The 16,158-nt window shown below is 61.7% G+C and carries 15 protein-coding genes and 1 tRNA gene; 9 read left to right on the forward strand and 7 right to left on the reverse strand.

All coding sequences use genetic code 11. The annotated features are described in order from the left end of the window. Nucleotides 1–252: 252 nt before the first annotated feature. Together V9L21_RS18235 and alaS are read right to left on the reverse strand one after the other, a co-directional pair. Complete coding sequence (locus tag V9L21_RS18235; RefSeq protein ID WP_337314249.1) at nt 253–1,284, reverse strand: 2-dehydropantoate 2-reductase; 1,032 nt, start codon at nt 1,282–1,284, stop codon at nt 253–255. Then, nucleotides 1,284–3,908, reverse strand: coding sequence for an alanine--tRNA ligase (gene alaS / locus V9L21_RS18240; RefSeq protein WP_337314251.1), 2,625 nt, complete (start codon nt 3,906–3,908; stop codon nt 1,284–1,286). The genes V9L21_RS18235 and alaS overlap by 1 nt, the downstream gene beginning before the upstream one ends. A gap of 254 nt (nt 3,909–4,162) precedes the next feature. On the opposite strand from alaS, the gene V9L21_RS18245 reads away from it, so the two are divergent. Further along, complete coding sequence (locus V9L21_RS18245) at nt 4,163–4,984, forward strand: ferritin-like domain-containing protein (RefSeq protein WP_337314253.1); 822 nt, start codon at nt 4,163–4,165, stop codon at nt 4,982–4,984. A 92-nt stretch (nt 4,985–5,076) separates the two neighbouring features. Further along, nucleotides 5,077–5,475, forward strand: a complete 399-nt coding sequence (locus V9L21_RS18250) for a hypothetical protein (protein ID WP_337314255.1) — start codon at nt 5,077–5,079, stop codon at nt 5,473–5,475. A 32-nt stretch (nt 5,476–5,507) separates the two neighbouring features. On the opposite strand, the gene V9L21_RS18255 is transcribed toward V9L21_RS18250, so the two are convergent. Then, nucleotides 5,508–5,807: a hypothetical protein gene (locus tag V9L21_RS18255; RefSeq protein WP_337314257.1), complete on the reverse strand. Its 300-nt coding sequence runs from the start codon at nt 5,805–5,807 to the stop codon at nt 5,508–5,510. Nucleotides 5,808–5,911: 104 nt separating this feature from the next. Next, nucleotides 5,912–6,277, reverse strand: a complete 366-nt coding sequence (locus tag V9L21_RS18260; RefSeq protein WP_337314259.1) for a hypothetical protein — start codon at nt 6,275–6,277, stop codon at nt 5,912–5,914. Between the two features lie 180 nt (nt 6,278–6,457). On the opposite strand from V9L21_RS18260, the gene V9L21_RS18265 reads away from it, so the two are divergent. Together V9L21_RS18265 and V9L21_RS18270 are read left to right on the forward strand one after the other, a co-directional pair. After that, complete coding sequence (locus V9L21_RS18265; protein ID WP_337314261.1) at nt 6,458–6,979, forward strand: DUF1579 domain-containing protein; 522 nt, start codon at nt 6,458–6,460, stop codon at nt 6,977–6,979. A 186-nt stretch (nt 6,980–7,165) separates the two neighbouring features. Next, a complete protein-coding gene (locus V9L21_RS18270) occupies nt 7,166–7,414 on the forward strand; it encodes a hypothetical protein (RefSeq protein WP_337314263.1) in 249 nt (82 codons plus the stop codon). 35 nt (nt 7,415–7,449) lie between these two features. Here V9L21_RS18270 and V9L21_RS18275 read toward each other — a convergent pair whose 3' ends face one another. Further along, the gene (locus tag V9L21_RS18275; protein ID WP_337314265.1) at nt 7,450–7,623 is read right to left on the reverse strand and encodes a hypothetical protein; all 174 of its coding nucleotides are present in this window, start codon (nt 7,621–7,623) and stop codon (nt 7,450–7,452) included. 282 nt (nt 7,624–7,905) lie between these two features. On the opposite strand from V9L21_RS18275, the gene V9L21_RS18280 reads away from it, so the two are divergent. From V9L21_RS18280 to V9L21_RS18300, 5 genes are all read left to right on the forward strand, one after another. Further along, entirely contained in the window at nt 7,906–9,015 is a 1,110-nt protein-coding gene (locus V9L21_RS18280; RefSeq protein WP_337314267.1) for an FkbM family methyltransferase, read from the forward strand. A 429-nt stretch (nt 9,016–9,444) separates the two neighbouring features. Next, nucleotides 9,445–10,407, forward strand: coding sequence for a hypothetical protein (locus V9L21_RS18285; RefSeq protein WP_337314269.1), 963 nt, complete (start codon nt 9,445–9,447; stop codon nt 10,405–10,407). Nucleotides 10,408–10,858: 451 nt separating this feature from the next. Next, the gene (locus tag V9L21_RS18290; RefSeq protein ID WP_337314271.1) at nt 10,859–11,911 is read left to right on the forward strand and encodes a class I SAM-dependent methyltransferase; all 1,053 of its coding nucleotides are present in this window, start codon (nt 10,859–10,861) and stop codon (nt 11,909–11,911) included. A 269-nt stretch (nt 11,912–12,180) separates the two neighbouring features. Then, nucleotides 12,181–12,254, forward strand: a tRNA-Gly gene (locus tag V9L21_RS18295). Between the two features lie 287 nt (nt 12,255–12,541). Next, nucleotides 12,542–13,774, forward strand: coding sequence for an acyl-CoA dehydrogenase family protein (locus tag V9L21_RS18300; RefSeq protein ID WP_337314273.1), 1,233 nt, complete (start codon nt 12,542–12,544; stop codon nt 13,772–13,774). Between the two features lie 40 nt (nt 13,775–13,814). On the opposite strand, the gene V9L21_RS18305 is transcribed toward V9L21_RS18300, so the two are convergent. Both V9L21_RS18305 and V9L21_RS18310 read right to left on the reverse strand, forming a co-directional pair. Continuing rightward, the gene (locus tag V9L21_RS18305; protein ID WP_337314274.1) at nt 13,815–14,591 is read right to left on the reverse strand and encodes a TIGR04325 family methyltransferase; all 777 of its coding nucleotides are present in this window, start codon (nt 14,589–14,591) and stop codon (nt 13,815–13,817) included. A gap of 34 nt (nt 14,592–14,625) precedes the next feature. Then, nucleotides 14,626–15,513: a class I SAM-dependent methyltransferase gene (locus V9L21_RS18310; RefSeq protein ID WP_337314276.1), complete on the reverse strand. Its 888-nt coding sequence runs from the start codon at nt 15,511–15,513 to the stop codon at nt 14,626–14,628. Between the last annotated feature and the right edge of the window lie 645 nt (nt 15,514–16,158).

Below are 16,158 nucleotides of genomic sequence, written 5' to 3' on the forward strand. Positions count from 1 at the left end.
GCCTTGCGCAGCGAAATAAAGGAGGAGGCCGCAGGCCGGGGGACATTCGCGGAGAAAGGTACCCCGTCGGCGGGTGCCCGCCCTGAATGAACCCGAACCCGAACCCGTTCAACGCAAGCGCAGTGCGGACCCGCGGCCGCAAGGTAGCTCAATGTTTTCTTCATGGCGGTGCCCCTGCCTCGGTCTTGGCCAGGAGTGTCGATGGCAGGTTGATCACGCCCTTGATCTGGTCGCGACAAGTTCATCGCGGCGTTAAAGCCAGAGCGCGTCCTGCAATTGCCGTGCGGTCCAGCGCCTGGGCTGCCGCGGCCACTCTTCGAGCAGCGCCGACATCCTTGCGTTGCGCGGCGCCTCCATGTCCTGGTTTTGCGCGAGCCGCACGACCTCGCCGCTGAGCGCATCGATCTCGGTGCGCCGCCCGAGCGCGAGGTCGTCCGCCATGCTGGAGCGTGCCTTGGCATCGATGCGCAGCATGCGCGCCGCGACGATACGAAACAGCCAGTCTGGCAGCCGCAGCACTGTGGACAGCCGCCGCGCTGGTACCGCGGCCACCTGCGCGGGCGCGATGCCGGCGCTGCCGAGCACGCCCAACGCTTCATCGATGAGCGCGGCAAAGCAGCACCGGTAGCCGCGCTGCAGCAGTTCGTCGCGCAGCGGCAGGCCCGAGAGCGCGTTGACGGGGTTGTTGAGGTTGAGCAGCAGCTTGCCCCATTGCACGGGCAGCAGGTCGGCGTACAGGTCGATGGGTATGCCTGCGCGCTCGAACACCGGCAGCCAGGGCCGCAGTGCGGCATCGTCCTTTGCGGCCAGCCGCCCTGCCGTGCCCCGGTGAAAGGCACCCGGCCCGGTTTCAGCCACGTTGTAGGGCACCATGCCGGGCAGCACGCCCAGCGTGGGGCCGGCCTTCGATGCCTCTGTGCAATTGGAAATGCCGTTTTGCAGCGAGACGACCGTGGTGCCCGCGGGCAACGCAAAGGCAAGCTCGGCGGCCGCCTCGGCGGTGGCGCCGCTCTTTACGCACAGCAGAACCAGTGCCGGCGTTGCGCCGACAGGCACCTGGTCACTCAACCGCAGGCTGGCGGCGGGCAAGCGATGCGAACCGCCTTCCAGATCGCTGAGCGCAAGGCCGTGCGCCGCAAGGCTTTGCAGCACGCGCGGACGCCCGACGAAAGTAACTGGAACACCGGCCGCGGCAAGGCTGCCGCCGATGAAGCAACCGATGGTGCCCGCTCCCATCACCAGCACTTCGCCGGGAGGGGAGCCGAGCACCTCGGTGGCGGCCATCAGGTGCGTTCCGCCACCCAGGCTTGCACCGACTGGAGCGCTGCGGGCAGGCCCGCGGCATCGGTGCCGCCGGCCATGGCCATGTCGGCCTTGCCGCCGCCCTTGCCGCCCACTTGCTGCGCAACAAAGTTGACCAGCTCGCCGGCCTTGACCTTGCCCACAGTGTCGTTGGTCACACCCGCGGCCACCTGCACCTTGGCGCCGTCGGCCGCGGCCAGCACGATCACCGCCGTCTTGAGCTTGTCCTTCAGCTTGTCCATGGTGTCGCGCAGCGTCTTGGCGTCTGCGCCGTCGAGCTTGGCAGCCAGCACCTTGATGCCGTTCACGTCGATGGCCTGCGACACCAGTTCGTCGCCCTTGGACGAAGCGAGCTTGCCCTTGAGCGCGCCCACTTCGCGCTCCAGCGCCCTCACTTGCTCCAGCACCTGCGTGAGCCGGCCCTGCAGCTCGGCGGCGGGCGACTTGAGCGTGGCGGCCACGCTCTGCACGGTCGATTCGAGGTCTTGCAGGTAGCTGAGCGCATTGGCGCCCGTTACCGCTTCGATGCGGCGCACGCCGGCAGCCACGCCGCCTTCGCTCACGATCTTGAACATGCCGATGTCACCGGTGCGGCCCACGTGGGTGCCGCCGCAGAGTTCGCGGCTGGTGCCGATGTCGAGCACGCGCACGCTCTCGCCGTACTTTTCGCCGAACAGCATCATGGCGCCGGTCTTCTGGGCCGATTCCATGTCCATTACGCGGGCGTGCGTCTCGGTGTTGGCAAGGATTTCGGCGTTCACGCGCTTTTCGATCTCCAGGATCTGGTCGTGCGTGACGGCCGCGTTGTGCGCAAAGTCGAAGCGCGTCTTGTCGGCATCGACCAGCGAGCCCTTCTGCTGCACGTGCGTGCCCAGCACTTCGCGCAAGGCCTTGTGCATCAGGTGGGTAACCGAGTGGTTGCGCATGGTGGCGTCGCGGCGCGCGGTGTCGACCGCGGCCTTGACCGTGTCGCCCACCTTCAGGGTGCCCTGCGTTTGCGTGCCGTGATGGCCGAACACGTCGGCCTTGATCTTCTGCGTGTCTTCGACGCCGAACTGCACACCTTCGGCCACGAGCACGCCCTGGTCACCGACCTGGCCGCCGCTTTCCGAATAGAACGGCGTGGTGTCGAGCACCACGATGCCGGGCTGGCCTTCTTTCAGCTCTTGCACGGCCGCGCCTTCGAAGTACAGCGCCACCACCTTGGCGGTTTCTTCCAGGTGTTCGTAGCCGGTGAACACATTGCCCGCGCCGCCGTATTCGACGTTGCGGTCCATCTTGAACTTGCCGGCCGCGCGGCCCGCGGCCTTCTGCTTTTCCATGGCGGCGTTGAAGCCGGCTTCGTCCACGCTCACGCCGCGCTCGCGGCACACGTCGGCCGACAGGTCGAGCGGAAAGCCGTAGGTGTCGTGCAGCTTGAAGGCCACGTCGCCCGGCAACGTCGTGGCGCCATTGGCCAGCGCCGAGTCGAGAATTTCCATGCCGTTGGCCAGTGTTTCGAAGAAACGTTCTTCCTCGGCCTTCAGTGTTTCGATGATGCGTTTCTCGTCAGCCACCAGCTTGGGGTACGCATCGCCCATCAGCTTGACCAGGTCAGGCACCAGCTTGTGGAAGAACGGCTTCTTCTGGCCCAGCTTGTAGCCGTGGCGAATGGCGCGGCGCACGATGCGGCGCTGCACGTAGCCGCGGCCTTCGTTCGACGGAATGACGCCGTCGGCCACCAGGAACGAGGTGGCGCGGATGTGGTCGGCAATCACGCGCAGCGAGTTGTTCGACAGGTCTTGCGTGCCGGTCTCGCGGCCAGCGGCCTTGATGAGCGCGTCGAAGATGTCGATTTCGTAGTTGCTGTGCACGTGCTGCAGGATGGCGGCGAGGCGCTCCAGGCCCATGCCGGTATCCACACAGGGGGCGGGCAGCTTCTTGACCGAGCCGTCGGGCTGCATGTCGAACTGCATGAACACGTTGTTCCAGATCTCGATGTAGCGGTCGCCGTCTTCATCGGGGCTGCCGGGCGGGCCGCCGGGGATCTCGGGGCCGTGGTCGTAGAAGATTTCGGAGCACGGGCCGCAGGGGCCCGTGTCGGCCATCATCCAGAAGTTGTCGGACATGTAGCGGCCGCCCTTGTTGTCCCCGATGCGCACCACGCGCTCGGGCGGCAGGCCGATTTCCTTGGTCCAGATGTCGTAGGCCTCGTCGTCCTCGATGTAGACCGTGGCCCAGAGCTTTTCGGCCGGCAGCTTGTACACCTCGGTCAGCAGCTCGAAGGCCCACTTGAGCGATTCGCGCTTGAAGTAGTCGCCGAAGCTCCAGTTGCCCAGCATCTCGAAGAAGGTGTGGTGGCGCGCGGTGTAGCCCACGTTCTCCAGGTCGTTGTGCTTGCCGCCGGCGCGCAGGCACGCCTGTACCGAGGCGGCGCGCACGTAGGGGCGCTTGTCTTCGCCCAGGAACACGTCCTTGAACTGAACCATGCCCGAGTTCGTGAACATCAGCGTCGGGTCGTTGCCCGGCACCAGCGAACTCGAGGCCACCACCGTGTGGCCCTTGGAGGCGAAGAAATCGAGAAAGGTCTTGCGGATGTCCGCGACCGTGAATGTGGGCTGGCTCATCTTTGGATTTCGTCTTCTGTCGAGGGCGGCCTGGCGATGGCGACCCTCTCGTCGAACCCACTGCGTCGAACCGACCTAACTGCTTGATTTGCTTGAACAAACGATTATAGGTTTGGCTACCGCCCCGCGCCTTGCCGGGGCTGCAGTCAGCTTGCCGTGGGGAGCGCCGCTACCATGGGCCGGACCGGGAGAACCAAATGCGTTCGGCTTCGTCCTAACGGCTATTTCATCCCGACGTGAATCAAGGAGCATGCATGGCAGGTCATGAGGCGCCACACTGGAAGATCGAGGATCTGGAGTTTTCGCGCATTGCGCGCGACGAAGTCCGCCAGGACGAAAATCTTTTCTACCTCGTCACGTCCGCCTCCTTCATTGAAAGCGGCTCTGACCTGTACACCCAGAACCTGGTCGACTTCTTTCGCGGCGACGACGAGGTTACGGAGTGGCTCACCCGCCACTGGGAGGCCGAGGAACTGCAGCACGGCAAGGCCTTGCGCGCCTATGTGGCGCATGTGTGGCCAGAATTCGACTGGGAAACCGCCTACCGCGGCTTTCTCGAGGAATACGCCACCTACTGCAAGGTCGAGCTCCTCGCCCCCACGCGCGGGCTCGAAATGACGGCGCGCTGCGTGGTCGAAACCGGCACCGCCACCTACTACCGCGCCATGGCGCGCAGCACGGCCGAACCGGTGCTGCGCGACCTGGCCAGCCGCATTGCAGCCGACGAGGTGAACCACTACAAGCATTTCTACCGCTTCTTTCGCCGCTACCGCGACGAGGAACGGCTCAGCCGCTTTCGCGTGCTGGGCACCATTGGCCGACGCACGCTGGAGCTGAAGAGCGAAGACGCCGACTGCGCCATTCGCCACGTGGTTCGCACGCGGTCGCCCGAGCGCGCCGGCGACACGGCCTTTGTCGAGCAACTGAGCGCCCGCCTGAACAGCACAGTGCGCACCAACCTGAGCGCCGGCGCCACGCTCAAGATGCTGATGCGCCCGCTGGAACTACCGGCCGGGGTGCAAACCATGATCCAGTACCCCATCAGGCAGTTCATGGAGCATGTTTTCCTGCGTTGAGGGGGCTGGTGGCAGGTGCGAGGGGTGAATTCACTCACAAACTTCAAAAACGAAGATGTATACTTTAGAGGTACTTTTCTGAATTCCGCGAAATGCCCGAATTTGCCCCAAGAAATGCCCGCCTCGAGTGGGCGTCGCTGTTCGCCGCCGAATGGACGCGGCTGGCCGGTGGGCGCGCCGATCATGAATTTTTGATCGACCAAGGCCTGAGCCTGGTGCGGGTGGTGGGCGACCGGCAACCCGCGGACGTGGCGCGCCAGCATTTCGAAAACACCCCCGAGCCCGAGCAGCTGGTGCGCGACCCCGAGGCCAACTTCACCGCGCTGGCGGCCGAGGTCGGCATCATCAAGCCGGGCGAACGTCTCGACCAGATGCATATTGAATTCGCCCACGGCATTGCCGAGCTCTGCGCTGCGGTGGGTGACGGCTACGGCGATTCGGCCTCTGCCAATGCGGGCCGGCACATCAGGGCGCTGTACGGCCCGGTCTGAAACGGCTCGGCGGCCCGTCTTTTCTTCGCCCTTCAGCCGAGCTTCGGCAGCCCGAAGCCGAACCCGAACACCGGTCCGCTCTTCTTCGCGGGTTTCGCCAGGCCGGCCTCTTCTTGCTCCCGCGGTCCCAGGTCGAGGTCGTCGATCATCTTCTGCAACTCGACCAGGCCCGCGGCCATCGCGGCCTTGTAGGTCTTCATCGCCCTCGGCTGCTGGCGCAGCACGCTCCAGCCCTGCCCCAGCTCCTCGTCGCCGAGCTCAACCAGGCGCCAACGGTAGGCGCCCTCTTCCACTTCGATGACGGTGACGGCAATGCTCCGAAGCGTTGACATGGCGGAATGGTCAGCGATGAGCAAGCCGCGCCGTGTCGGACGAGCGCGGTTTCTTGCCGCTCCGGCCTTCCCCGGCCTTCTTGCGGCCTTCCTGTTTCTGTCAGTCAGGTCGGCGCGCTGGATTCCGGTTCAGGTGCCGGGCAACAGCTGCAAACCGGAGCGTTCGGCTGATGGGGCGCGCCGCATCGGATGCACAGCTTTCGGCGGCGCCTGGCCGCCCGCCATGTGGTTGCGGGCCGCATCCGTTCGGTGCGCAACTTCATGATCTCGGCGATGCCGTCTTCGGTGATTGCCGTGACGATGGCGGTCCGGGCCATGTTGAACTTGCCGGATGGGTCGATGGCCGGTGCAATTTCCGCTTCTACCAAGCCAGTGGCCTTGAGAACCGAAACATGCTTGATTTCTTCGGGCCTCACGATCTCGGCAGGCAACTCGACATGCTGGAGCCGCAGCAAGAAGAGCAGGTGCATTTCTTGATCCCCTCAACGAATGCTTTTTGTTGAACCTGAGGGTGCCGGATTGTTTTGAGGCAATGTGACGGTGTCTACATTAGTTGGGCAAAAAAGTCGGGTTTGAGCGGGTGGCGCACCATGCCGAGCGATGAACCCAACATCTCCCCCTGCGGCAGCAGCCTGTTCACAAGAGGCCTCATGAGCAAAGAAGCGTTCGAACGATCCGCCGCGCCCGGCGGCGTGCATCACCGGCTGGCGGCGATGGCCGGCAACTGGGAAGGCCGCTTCCGGCTCTGGTTCGAGCCCGGCAAGCCGGCCGACGAATCGGTGCAGCGCGGCACCATCCGCCTCGTCGGCCGCGGCCGGTTCCTGCTGCATGAGTACGAGGGCCGTTGCAGCGGCGAGCCTTTCGAGGGCGTCGCGCTATTGGGCTACCACCTCGACGAAGACGCCTTCGAATGCGCCTGGAGCGAGAGCTTCGGCACCGGCACGTCGATCATGTTCAGCACCGGCCGAGTGGAGGACCGACGCTTCGGCGCGCAGGGCAGCTACGGTGCCGGCGCGGATGGGGAACACTGGGGCTGGCGCACCGAGGTGTCGCAGCCTGACGCCGAGCACCTGGACATCCGGATGTTCAACATCACGCCGGGTGGGGAGGAAGCGCTTGCGGTCGAGGTGAACTACAGGCGGGTGCCTACATCGTCATACGCATCAAGCTAAATGGCAGCCAGACCGAGGGTGAAGTCCGGCCAGCCTAGTGACAAGTGTGAAGTATTTCTCAAAAATGGTTCTGACTTATAAGCAAGCAGTAGCGGCCGAGTTGCACTTGTAGCTACATTCCGCCGACCAGAAATGGCCGGCATTTCTTGGCAGAACGAAGACAAGCGCCGGCACTCGGAGACTCGAATGCCCCTCTCGTTTTTGATGCGGCTGCTGCATGTGCGGCTTCCAATTCATGTTGCCAATCCAGAGGACATCCGGCACGTCTCGGTCCTTTTGGCTACTGGATTGATCGAAGCTGAGATCCAGGCCCTGGAGTCCACCGTTCGCTATGCCACCTCACGCGTTGCCACAGTGCTTCGCATCACGGAGGCCGGCTTCACCGAACTTGCAAAAATGGGAGATGCCCGATTCCGTGAGGAAGGAACCGGTTGACCGGTTATCCAACTTCCCTCTGGAGAATCGGGCACTCATCTCGATAACTCGTAGAAATCAACGAGTTGCCAGATGCGGGTGTAGTTCAATGGTAGATCTGCGCCCTCCAGTGAAAACACCGCTGTTTCACTGAAACCTACGCCAAAACCTACGCCGATCAGCCGAGCTTCGGCAATTATCTTCTGCAGCTCGAGCAGACCTGCAGCCATGGCGCCTTGTAGGTGCCCATCGACTTCGATTGCTGCCTGACTACGTGCCAGCTCTCGCCATGCTGCTGCGGCTTGACCACACAACTGGCGCGAGTCAATGACACATGAGCCAACTGAATTTATGCCCCAGCCCGCCACCACCCTGCGCACGCCGTCGTGGCTGGGCGGCAGGGTGCACGAAGACCGCGAGCTGCCGCAGTGGCAGCAGCAATAGAAGCCGCAATACGGCCTGTTGGCTGAAATAGGCCTTTACACTCTGACGACCCCACCTCTTCAACAAGCATGCTCCGAGACATCACCCCAGTTCGGCAACTCGCCCGCCTGTATCGCGCAATCCTCTCGGCCGCCGAATCCCTGGCAACGCTCAGCGCACATAGCCAGCAACCCGCGCCTGCATCAGCGCCTGCACCTACACCAGCACCAGCGCCCGTTGTCCAGTACTTCGATGCGCGGCCGCGACTGGATGCGAACGAGGCCGAGATTCGCAGACTTTCAACCGAGGTGGAAAGGTTGAAGACCCTCACCCGGCATCTCAGGTTGCAGTCGGCCAGCATGGACAACCGCCCCTTCCTGATCGAAGGCAACGTTCCGGGCTTCGAGCCCTTCGCCTTCGAGATTCATCGTGCTGGCGACGCATACATCTCCACCGAACTGGAGGCGACCGGTATCTGGGAGCCGCTCGAAACCTCCGTCATCACGCGACTCAGCAGGCCTGGCGACTTCGTGCTCGACATTGGCGGCAATATCGGCTGGTACAGCGTGCTTCTCTCCAAGGTGCTGGGTCCGGCCGGACAGATCATAACGTTCGAGCCCGACCCGCGGAACTTCGCGATGCTCTCGCGCAATCTCGAAAGAGTGCGAGGTGGCGCCATCGCCACGCCCCTGCAGAAGGCCGTGAGCGACGCAGAGGGCACGCTGAAGCTGTTTCTGTCCCCTGACAACCTCGGTGACCACCGAATCTTCAGCGATGGAACAGAGCGTCCAACGATTGAAGTTCCAACGGCAACGCTTGACGCAATTCTCGCGGATGCCTCCCGACTTCCCGACCTCGTGAAGTCGGATGCGCAGGGGTCCGAGGCACGCATCTTCCGCGGTGCTCAAGGCCTCTTCTCAAAGGGCTGGCGCCCCATCTTCTTGATGGAATTCTGGCCCTTCGGCCTGACCAACTCGGGCGACGATCCGATGTGGCTTTGGGGCCAACTGGCCGGCATGGGCTATCAAATGTTCGAGCTCACGGAAGCGCGCTCGACGTTGCTATCTATTGACGAGCTGCGGGTGCGCTCCGAGATCACGGACCGGCTGTCCCCTACATCGGGATCCTTCATCAACTTAGTGGCCATTCCCTCGGGGAGCGATCGTTTGACCAGCATCGAGGATCTTGTAGCTCGTTGATCAAACAGCGCCTCGGAACGGAAACAAGGCCCCCAGCGCCGAAGCGCCGGGGGCCTTTTTCATTTCAAGATCGACGGCTGAGCCAATGGCACGAAGAGTATCCGATCATTCTTCTGGACCGAGCGGAAGCTGCGCTCTGTTGTCTCTCCCTTCAACAACGATTCGGCCTGATTCAAGAAGCTCTCGACTTCGTGCAGCCTTGGCTGCGAGGACCGCGGATCGATCCTCGGCACGCTGACAGGCAGCGGGGTCGGTACGGGCTTCCCACTCGGCAATCTGCTGGGTGTCTTGCGCCAGTAAACTGCTGCGCACCGTACTACGTCAGCGACCATGCTAAAAAATCGCACTCCGTTCCGCCAACTTTCACGTCTCTATGGGGCGGTCATCAACAGCCCAAGCCAAACAGCCGACATCCGAGAGGAGTTGGCCATGCTGCGCCAGGAGATCAGGCATCAAACAGCTGTTGAGCACACTTTGGCCGAACGACTCGAAAGAGACGTTCAGAAGGTGTCGATCACAGTGCAAGAGCTCGATCTTCATTTGAACGCGAGCAAAACTGCTGGCCATACGCATCAGGACACCGCATTGATGCTGGATGACCTGAGACGAAGGATCGCTCAGTCGATGCCGGACAACCCGGCCAGCAAAGGGTGGAATACCTATTCGCAGTGTGATGAGGACGGGATCGTCCGCGAATGCCTGCGCAGAATTTCGACCATCGCGACTTTGTCGAAGACATTTATTGAGGTTGGGTGTGGCGACGGTTTGGAGAACAACACACACCAACTCCTGTTAGACGGCTTCAAAGGTGCATGGCTCGACGGGAGTCCGACGAACATTGCACGCATCAAAGAAGCTTTGGGCACGTTGACGTCTGAGCAACTCTTCGCGAAAGAGAGTTTTGCCACTGTCGAATCGATGAAATCGCTGCTTGATGAGTTCCTTGCGTTCATCGGGACCAATGACATCGACTTCTACACTTTCGATACTGATGGCAACGACCTGCTTTTGGTCCGCAAGTCGCTGGAATCCATAACGCCGAAGCTCTTATGCGTTGAATACAACGGCAAGTTTCCTCCGCCGACCATTCTGTCGATCAACTACAACCCGGTGCACATCTGGTCCGGCGACGACTACTACGGCGCAACCTTGCAGTCATGGATCGACGAACTCAGGGACCGGTATACCCTTGTCTCGTGCAACCTGAGCGGCGTTAACGCCTTTTTTGTCCGGAACGACTTGGTTTCCGCTTTCACAATCTATCCCACGGAAATGCTGTATCAGCCCCCGAGGTATTGGCTTGTGGGGACTAATGGCCATAGAGCAAGCATGCGGTGGCTCAAGCAGCTTTGCACTGGGCAATACCTTGCAGGCGCGGCTGCTGGCCATTAAGAACCTAAAGACGGATCTGCTGCCTGTTTTGCAGTACGCGCACGTACTGACGATCAAAAGGAAGGCGGCGCCACGGTCGAAGGCTTCGAGGATCAGCGCCCGAGGGGCGAAAAGCAAGTCGATCAAGACCCGGCAGACCCAATGGTGTGTCAGTGTCGCGGAACTGGAGAGCGGCTACGCAGCGCTCGAGCGCATGAACCCTCGTAGCTCAACAGGGTTCCATGTGAACGACGACGAAGTAGAAGAAGGTTTGCTGCCGGCGCCGCCGCGGTGAAGCTTAAGGCTTAGGGATCGGCCGGCCTTGGGGTAGCGCGTAGCCCGGCATCCCAGCCCCATGCGCCGATGGAACCAACAGTGCAGCCCGGGGGATTTCTAGCCCCGCAAATACGCAACAGCCGCTACCATCACTCGCGGCGCAGAGGGCGCCGCCTCCACCTTGCTGCGAGCTCCCATGACAACTAAAACCTTTCCCATGCCCAAGGGCGCCGATCAGGTGCAAGAGCTGATGGCCAGCCAACTCGCAGATTTCCGAACGAAGCGGGCAGCGGCGGAGGCTCGTGGAATCGACCTGATCGCAGAGCGTATCTCGCGATACCTGACGCGCTGGAAAGAAGCACTGGTCTACGTCAACGAAGGCGAGAAGATTCTTGACCTGGGGGTCGGATGGATGCCGCCTCAAATCTTTGAGATGCTGATCAAGGAGCGTGGGCACAACTATCACGCCTTCGATGTCGATCGGAGTTCGATTCAGCACCTAGTCGATCTCGGAATAACAGCCGGCCTGCCAGCCAGCAACTTCAAAACAGGGGAGGTGTCTTGCCTCCCCTTTGATGGAAAGTTCAGCCTCGTCTTCTCCAGCCATTGTCTAGAGCACGCGGTTGACATCGTCGGCACGCTGGCAGAGATCCGCCGCGTGCTGAAAGACGGAGGTGTGCTCTTCATGTCTGTGCCGCTAGGCTTCGACGACAGCGACGAGCACCTCCTGTTCCACGGGCCCGGCGAATGGATCGCCATGCTCACTGCAGCCGGGTTTGAAGTTCTCGCGCACACCATTGGCACGATCTACACCGCATCGGCCGACCTGACCATCTTGGCAAGACATCGCGATGCTGCGCCGGCAGACCCCGCGACCTCGCGCGGCATCGCTGAACGATTCTCGAAAGCGGGTCGCACATTGCTGCGCAGCAATCATGAATCCCTGACTTACCCGAACGGCGCCAGCGCAGGTGGCGGAGCCCAGGCGATCATGCAAGGCGTCGGCTCTCGCATGGAAGCGACGCTGCAGGTGTCGCCGCGGGCCCTAGTGGTGACTCGTCACCCATGGTCTGGGATGCTGCGCATCAGCGATGGAACGTCGCACACCATGATCGACTGCTACCACACCACGACTCATCAGTACGGCGTCGACCTGACTGGTTTCAAGCCCGATTTTGAGGTCGAACTGATCGGCAGGAACCCACTTTCTAAGGGGTTCGAATGCGTGGTGGCCGGCGTTCTTATTTAAACCGTAGGCAACCTACCTCCCGGGAGCTGGCTTGAGAACTTGGCGACTCGAACGTCAAAGAACATGGCCCTATACTCCGGCTGTCGGCTCCCGCAGGCATGCGGAAGACGAGTGGTTTCGGGTGTAGTTTCTCTCAAAAAACCTACGCCAAGTTGATAGGGGTGAGGCCGGGTGACGTTGGGAACACGGTCGAAGCTAAATCTCAACTTCCCTCTGTAAAATCAGGCACTTAGGTCGATAGCTCGTTAGAAGTCAACGGGCTGCAAAATGCGGGTGTAGTTCAATGGTAGAACGGCAGCTTCCCAAGCTTCATACGAGGGTTCGATTCCCTTCACCCGCTCCAAGCGCTGCGCAAATAGCTGAAACTCCGCGCGAGTAAGAGGCGCTTCGCCAGCCGCATCTACAGCACGCCCATGCCAAGCAGTGCTGTTCAAGGCCCCTACGGTTCATCCCACCTGCATCGCAAGCATTCGCTCGGCCCGGGCCATGCGCAACATGCGGCCCTTCGAGAGAAAGCAACGCATTCCTCGCTGCTCCGACCCGTACGCCCCCGTCATGCAGGAGACAGCCGCCCAGCCCGCACCCGGGCACCATCGAGGCACTCCCAACCCCCCTCGAAAGACGTCTCTCATGGAATTCGCCTACACGCCCAAGGTCCAGGACTTGCGCACGCGCCTGCTTGCCTTCATGGATGCGCACATCTACCCCAACGAGAAGCGCCAGGCTGAAGAGGCGCATCAGTCGTATCTCAACGCGCAGAAGAATGGCGGCTTCTACACCGGCCTGCCGCTGCTCGAAGAACTGAAAGAAAAGGCTCGCGCGGCAGGCCTGTGGAACCTGTTCCTGCCCGAGACGGCGCACGGTGCGGGCTTGACGAACCTGGAGTACGCGCCGCTGTGCGAGATCATGGGCCGCCGCTACTGGAGCGCCGAGGCGTTCAACTGCAGTGCGCCGGACACGGGCAACACCGAGGTGATCGAGCGCTACGGTTCGGCCGCGCAGAAGGCGCGCTGGCTGCAGCCGCTGCTCGACGGGCAGATTCGCTCCGCCTTTGCAATGACCGAACCGGAAGTGGCCTCTTCGGACGCCACCAACATCGCGTGCAGTATCCGGCGTGAGGGCAACGAATACGTGATCAACGGGCGCAAGTGGTACATCACGGGCGCAATGAACGAGCGGTGCAAGCTGTTCATCCTGATGGGCAAGACGGACCCGGACAACGCCGATCGCCATCGGCAGCAGTCGATGGTCATCGTGCCCGCGGACACGCCCGGCATCACGGTGCTGCGCGACATGGCGCTGGTCAATCACTTCGATGCGCCGTTCGGCCACCCGGAGGTGCTGTTCGAGAACGTGCGGGTACCGGCCGACAACATCCTGCTGGGCGAGGGCCGCGGTTTCGAAATTGCGCAGGGCCGCCTTGGGCCGGGGCGCATTCACCACTGCATGCGCATGATCGGCATGGCCGAGTCGGCGCTGGAGATGATGTGCGAACGCGTGGTGTCGCGCGTGGCTTTCGGCAAGCCGCTTTCCGAACAGGGCGTGTGGCGCGAACGCATTGCCAAGAGCCGCATGCTGATCGACCAGACGCGCTGGATGGTGCTGCACGCAGCCTGGCGCATGGACACGGTGGGCAACAAGGTGGCGGCGCAGGAGATCGCGATGATCAAGGTGATTGCACCCAACAACTGCATTCAGGTGATCGACGACGCGATGCAGGCCTTCGGTGCCATGGGCTTGAGCCAGGACACGCTGCTGGTTAACTTCTGGGCCTACGCCCGCCACCTGCGCATGGCCGATGGCCCGGATGAAGTGCACCGCAACGCGATTGCCAAGCACGAGCTCGCGCGCTACGCACGGTGACAACGCAGATAGGGCTCGCGAGCAGCCCTCTCCCTTCACCTTACCCTGCAAGGTCGAAGCAGCACCCCGCGTAATACGGTTTGTCCCCGCCCTCGACAAAGGGCACTTCGATCGGCTTGCCTACGTTGCGCCATGCATCGCGTCGCTTGTATCCGGCGTTTCTCAGCTCGGCCCACAGCTCCTCGTCATGCTGGATGCGATAGGGGCACACAGCAAAGCCGATGCTGTTGAGCGTGTAGATGGTGCGCTCGGGGTGAACGGCGGTCGTGTTCAGCACGATGCGCTTGGGCTTTACTGCAAGCGACGCAATAATTTCCGCGATGCGGACGGGCAGGTACTGCAGGCTGCCCGAGGCATACAGCACGTCGCAGCCGCTGGCATCTTCGTAGTTGGTGGTAAAGCTCAGTTGCGCGGTCGCCTCGCGTCGCACGGCCAGTTCGCGCCCGGTTTGCACCACGCCCGGTACATCGCAAACAGTCCATCGCAGGTTGTCGGGATAAGGCATCACGCGGCGAAACGCGTAGTACTTTATGCCCACGTGTCCGCCCAGGTCGAACACGCGCGACATGCCCGCATCGAGGGATCTCGAGAGCCAGAAAAGGCCTGGGTAATCGTAGAAATAAATCTGGTGGCTGTAGATTTCCCAGGCTGCTTCGGCGTTGTCGTAGCCCACCGCCTTCGAAGGGGGTGCGCCTGCTTCGGCGGCGGCAAAACTCTCGAACGAGCCCATGAAAAGGTTCTCGTCCTGGTTATCCAGGAATTTGCGCTCGTAGTCGCTCGGTGTCAGGGGCGTTTGCGGCATCAGGGTTGCAAGCATGGGTCGGTCTCCTCTTTGTTCTTGTGGAGCGGCTTTATTCAGCCGCCAGGTTTGGCGCGTCGCCGCGGCGCTTGGCCACGCACATCAATGACAACGCACTGGTAGGTGCCGAAGGCCGGCGGCCGGACAGCACATTGCCCAGCCGGTATTTCCATTGCGCCGGCCCCACGACGCCGCTCAGCGCTTCGGCGCCGATCTGATGGTTGTGCGGATAAACGTGCACGTCAAAGCCGAGCGGCTCCAGCGTCGACTTGAAGAACTCCTTCGTGACGCCGTCGCCCGGCTGGTGATGGACTTCGGTCCTGAGGCCCCAAGACTGCTGGCTGCCGGTCTTGTGAAAGCCATGCCGGATGGCCCGGTAGACCCACAGCCGCGCATCCCACATGAGCTTGGCGATGCCCTTGTAGTCCCATGCGGTGAGCTGCGGATCGTGGTCGGTTACCAAGAGGCCGTGCGGCTTTACGAGCCGGGCGCCTTCGCGCAGCACCGCGGCCATGTCGTCGCAATGGTGCAGCGACGCATTGATGGCGACGATGTCTGCCACATGCGAGCGAAAAGGCGTGTAGGCCGCATCGGCCAGCACCGCCGTATAGCCCAGCTTTGCGGCCAGCTCCAGAGAGCCGGGGGCGACATCCACGCCCACCAGAAGCCGCGGCTTTCCGCCTACGGTGGCAAAGATGTTCCCGGGTCCGCAGCCCAGGTCGATGACGATCTTGTCCGTCCAGTCCCCCGCTGCCGCGAGCCATCGGCTCCTGAAATGTGCGTCTCGATGGCAAAAGTCGAGGTATTCCTGAGCCCACTGCGGATTGCCAAAATAAGTGGCATTGGCGGTAATGGCTTCTGTTTTTCGCTTGAGTCCGGACTCATAGTAGACCCCGGATTGCTTCAAATTTACATTCGGCAATAAGATGTCCCGGAACATTTTGAATCCTTCAAGAGTTACGAATCTTGAGACAAGTTATTGCGCAAGAATTACATGACTTCGGATTCCAGAACGGGAATTTTTAACTTGGTTACAAGCTCGAATGATTAATAACAGGGGCCGTTTACCCTGTTTATCCATACATCCTTAGTTCTCAATATTTTGGCGTCGCGTTCGCACCACTTGCGGGCGTCGATGCTGGGGCAGCGCCCCTCCGATCAAGGCCGAACTGTAATCACCAGGCCCCGGTGCAACGCCGGGATCCCCGCTCCTTCTTTTGGCCGCAGCCCGGCATGCCATGCAGGCGCTTTGTCATGGGTCTGTCCGAGGGAAACGGGGCGATTGTCTCCCCCGAAAGGGGGCACATCGCTCATGCGCCAGAGCCAGGGAATTTTTACATTGGTTCCTCCGTGAACAACTCACGGCCGCTGTTTTCACGCAGACCGGGAACCCGAGCGCACCCTCGATAGCGAGTTACCTACTTGAATCGAGTGATTAGCTACCCTGTTTGGGCGATATCAGGTAGTACGTCTATGTAACAAATGATTCCGGAGTGTAACTTGACCAACATTTGCCCCCACCGTCTGCGTCAAACACCCTAGGATTGCCTCCGAAATATGACCAAACGTACTACCTCCTTTTATT

It is taken from the genome of Variovorax sp. CCNWLW235 (assembly GCF_037204085.1).
Lineage (GTDB): Bacteria > Pseudomonadota > Gammaproteobacteria > Burkholderiales > Burkholderiaceae_C > Variovorax.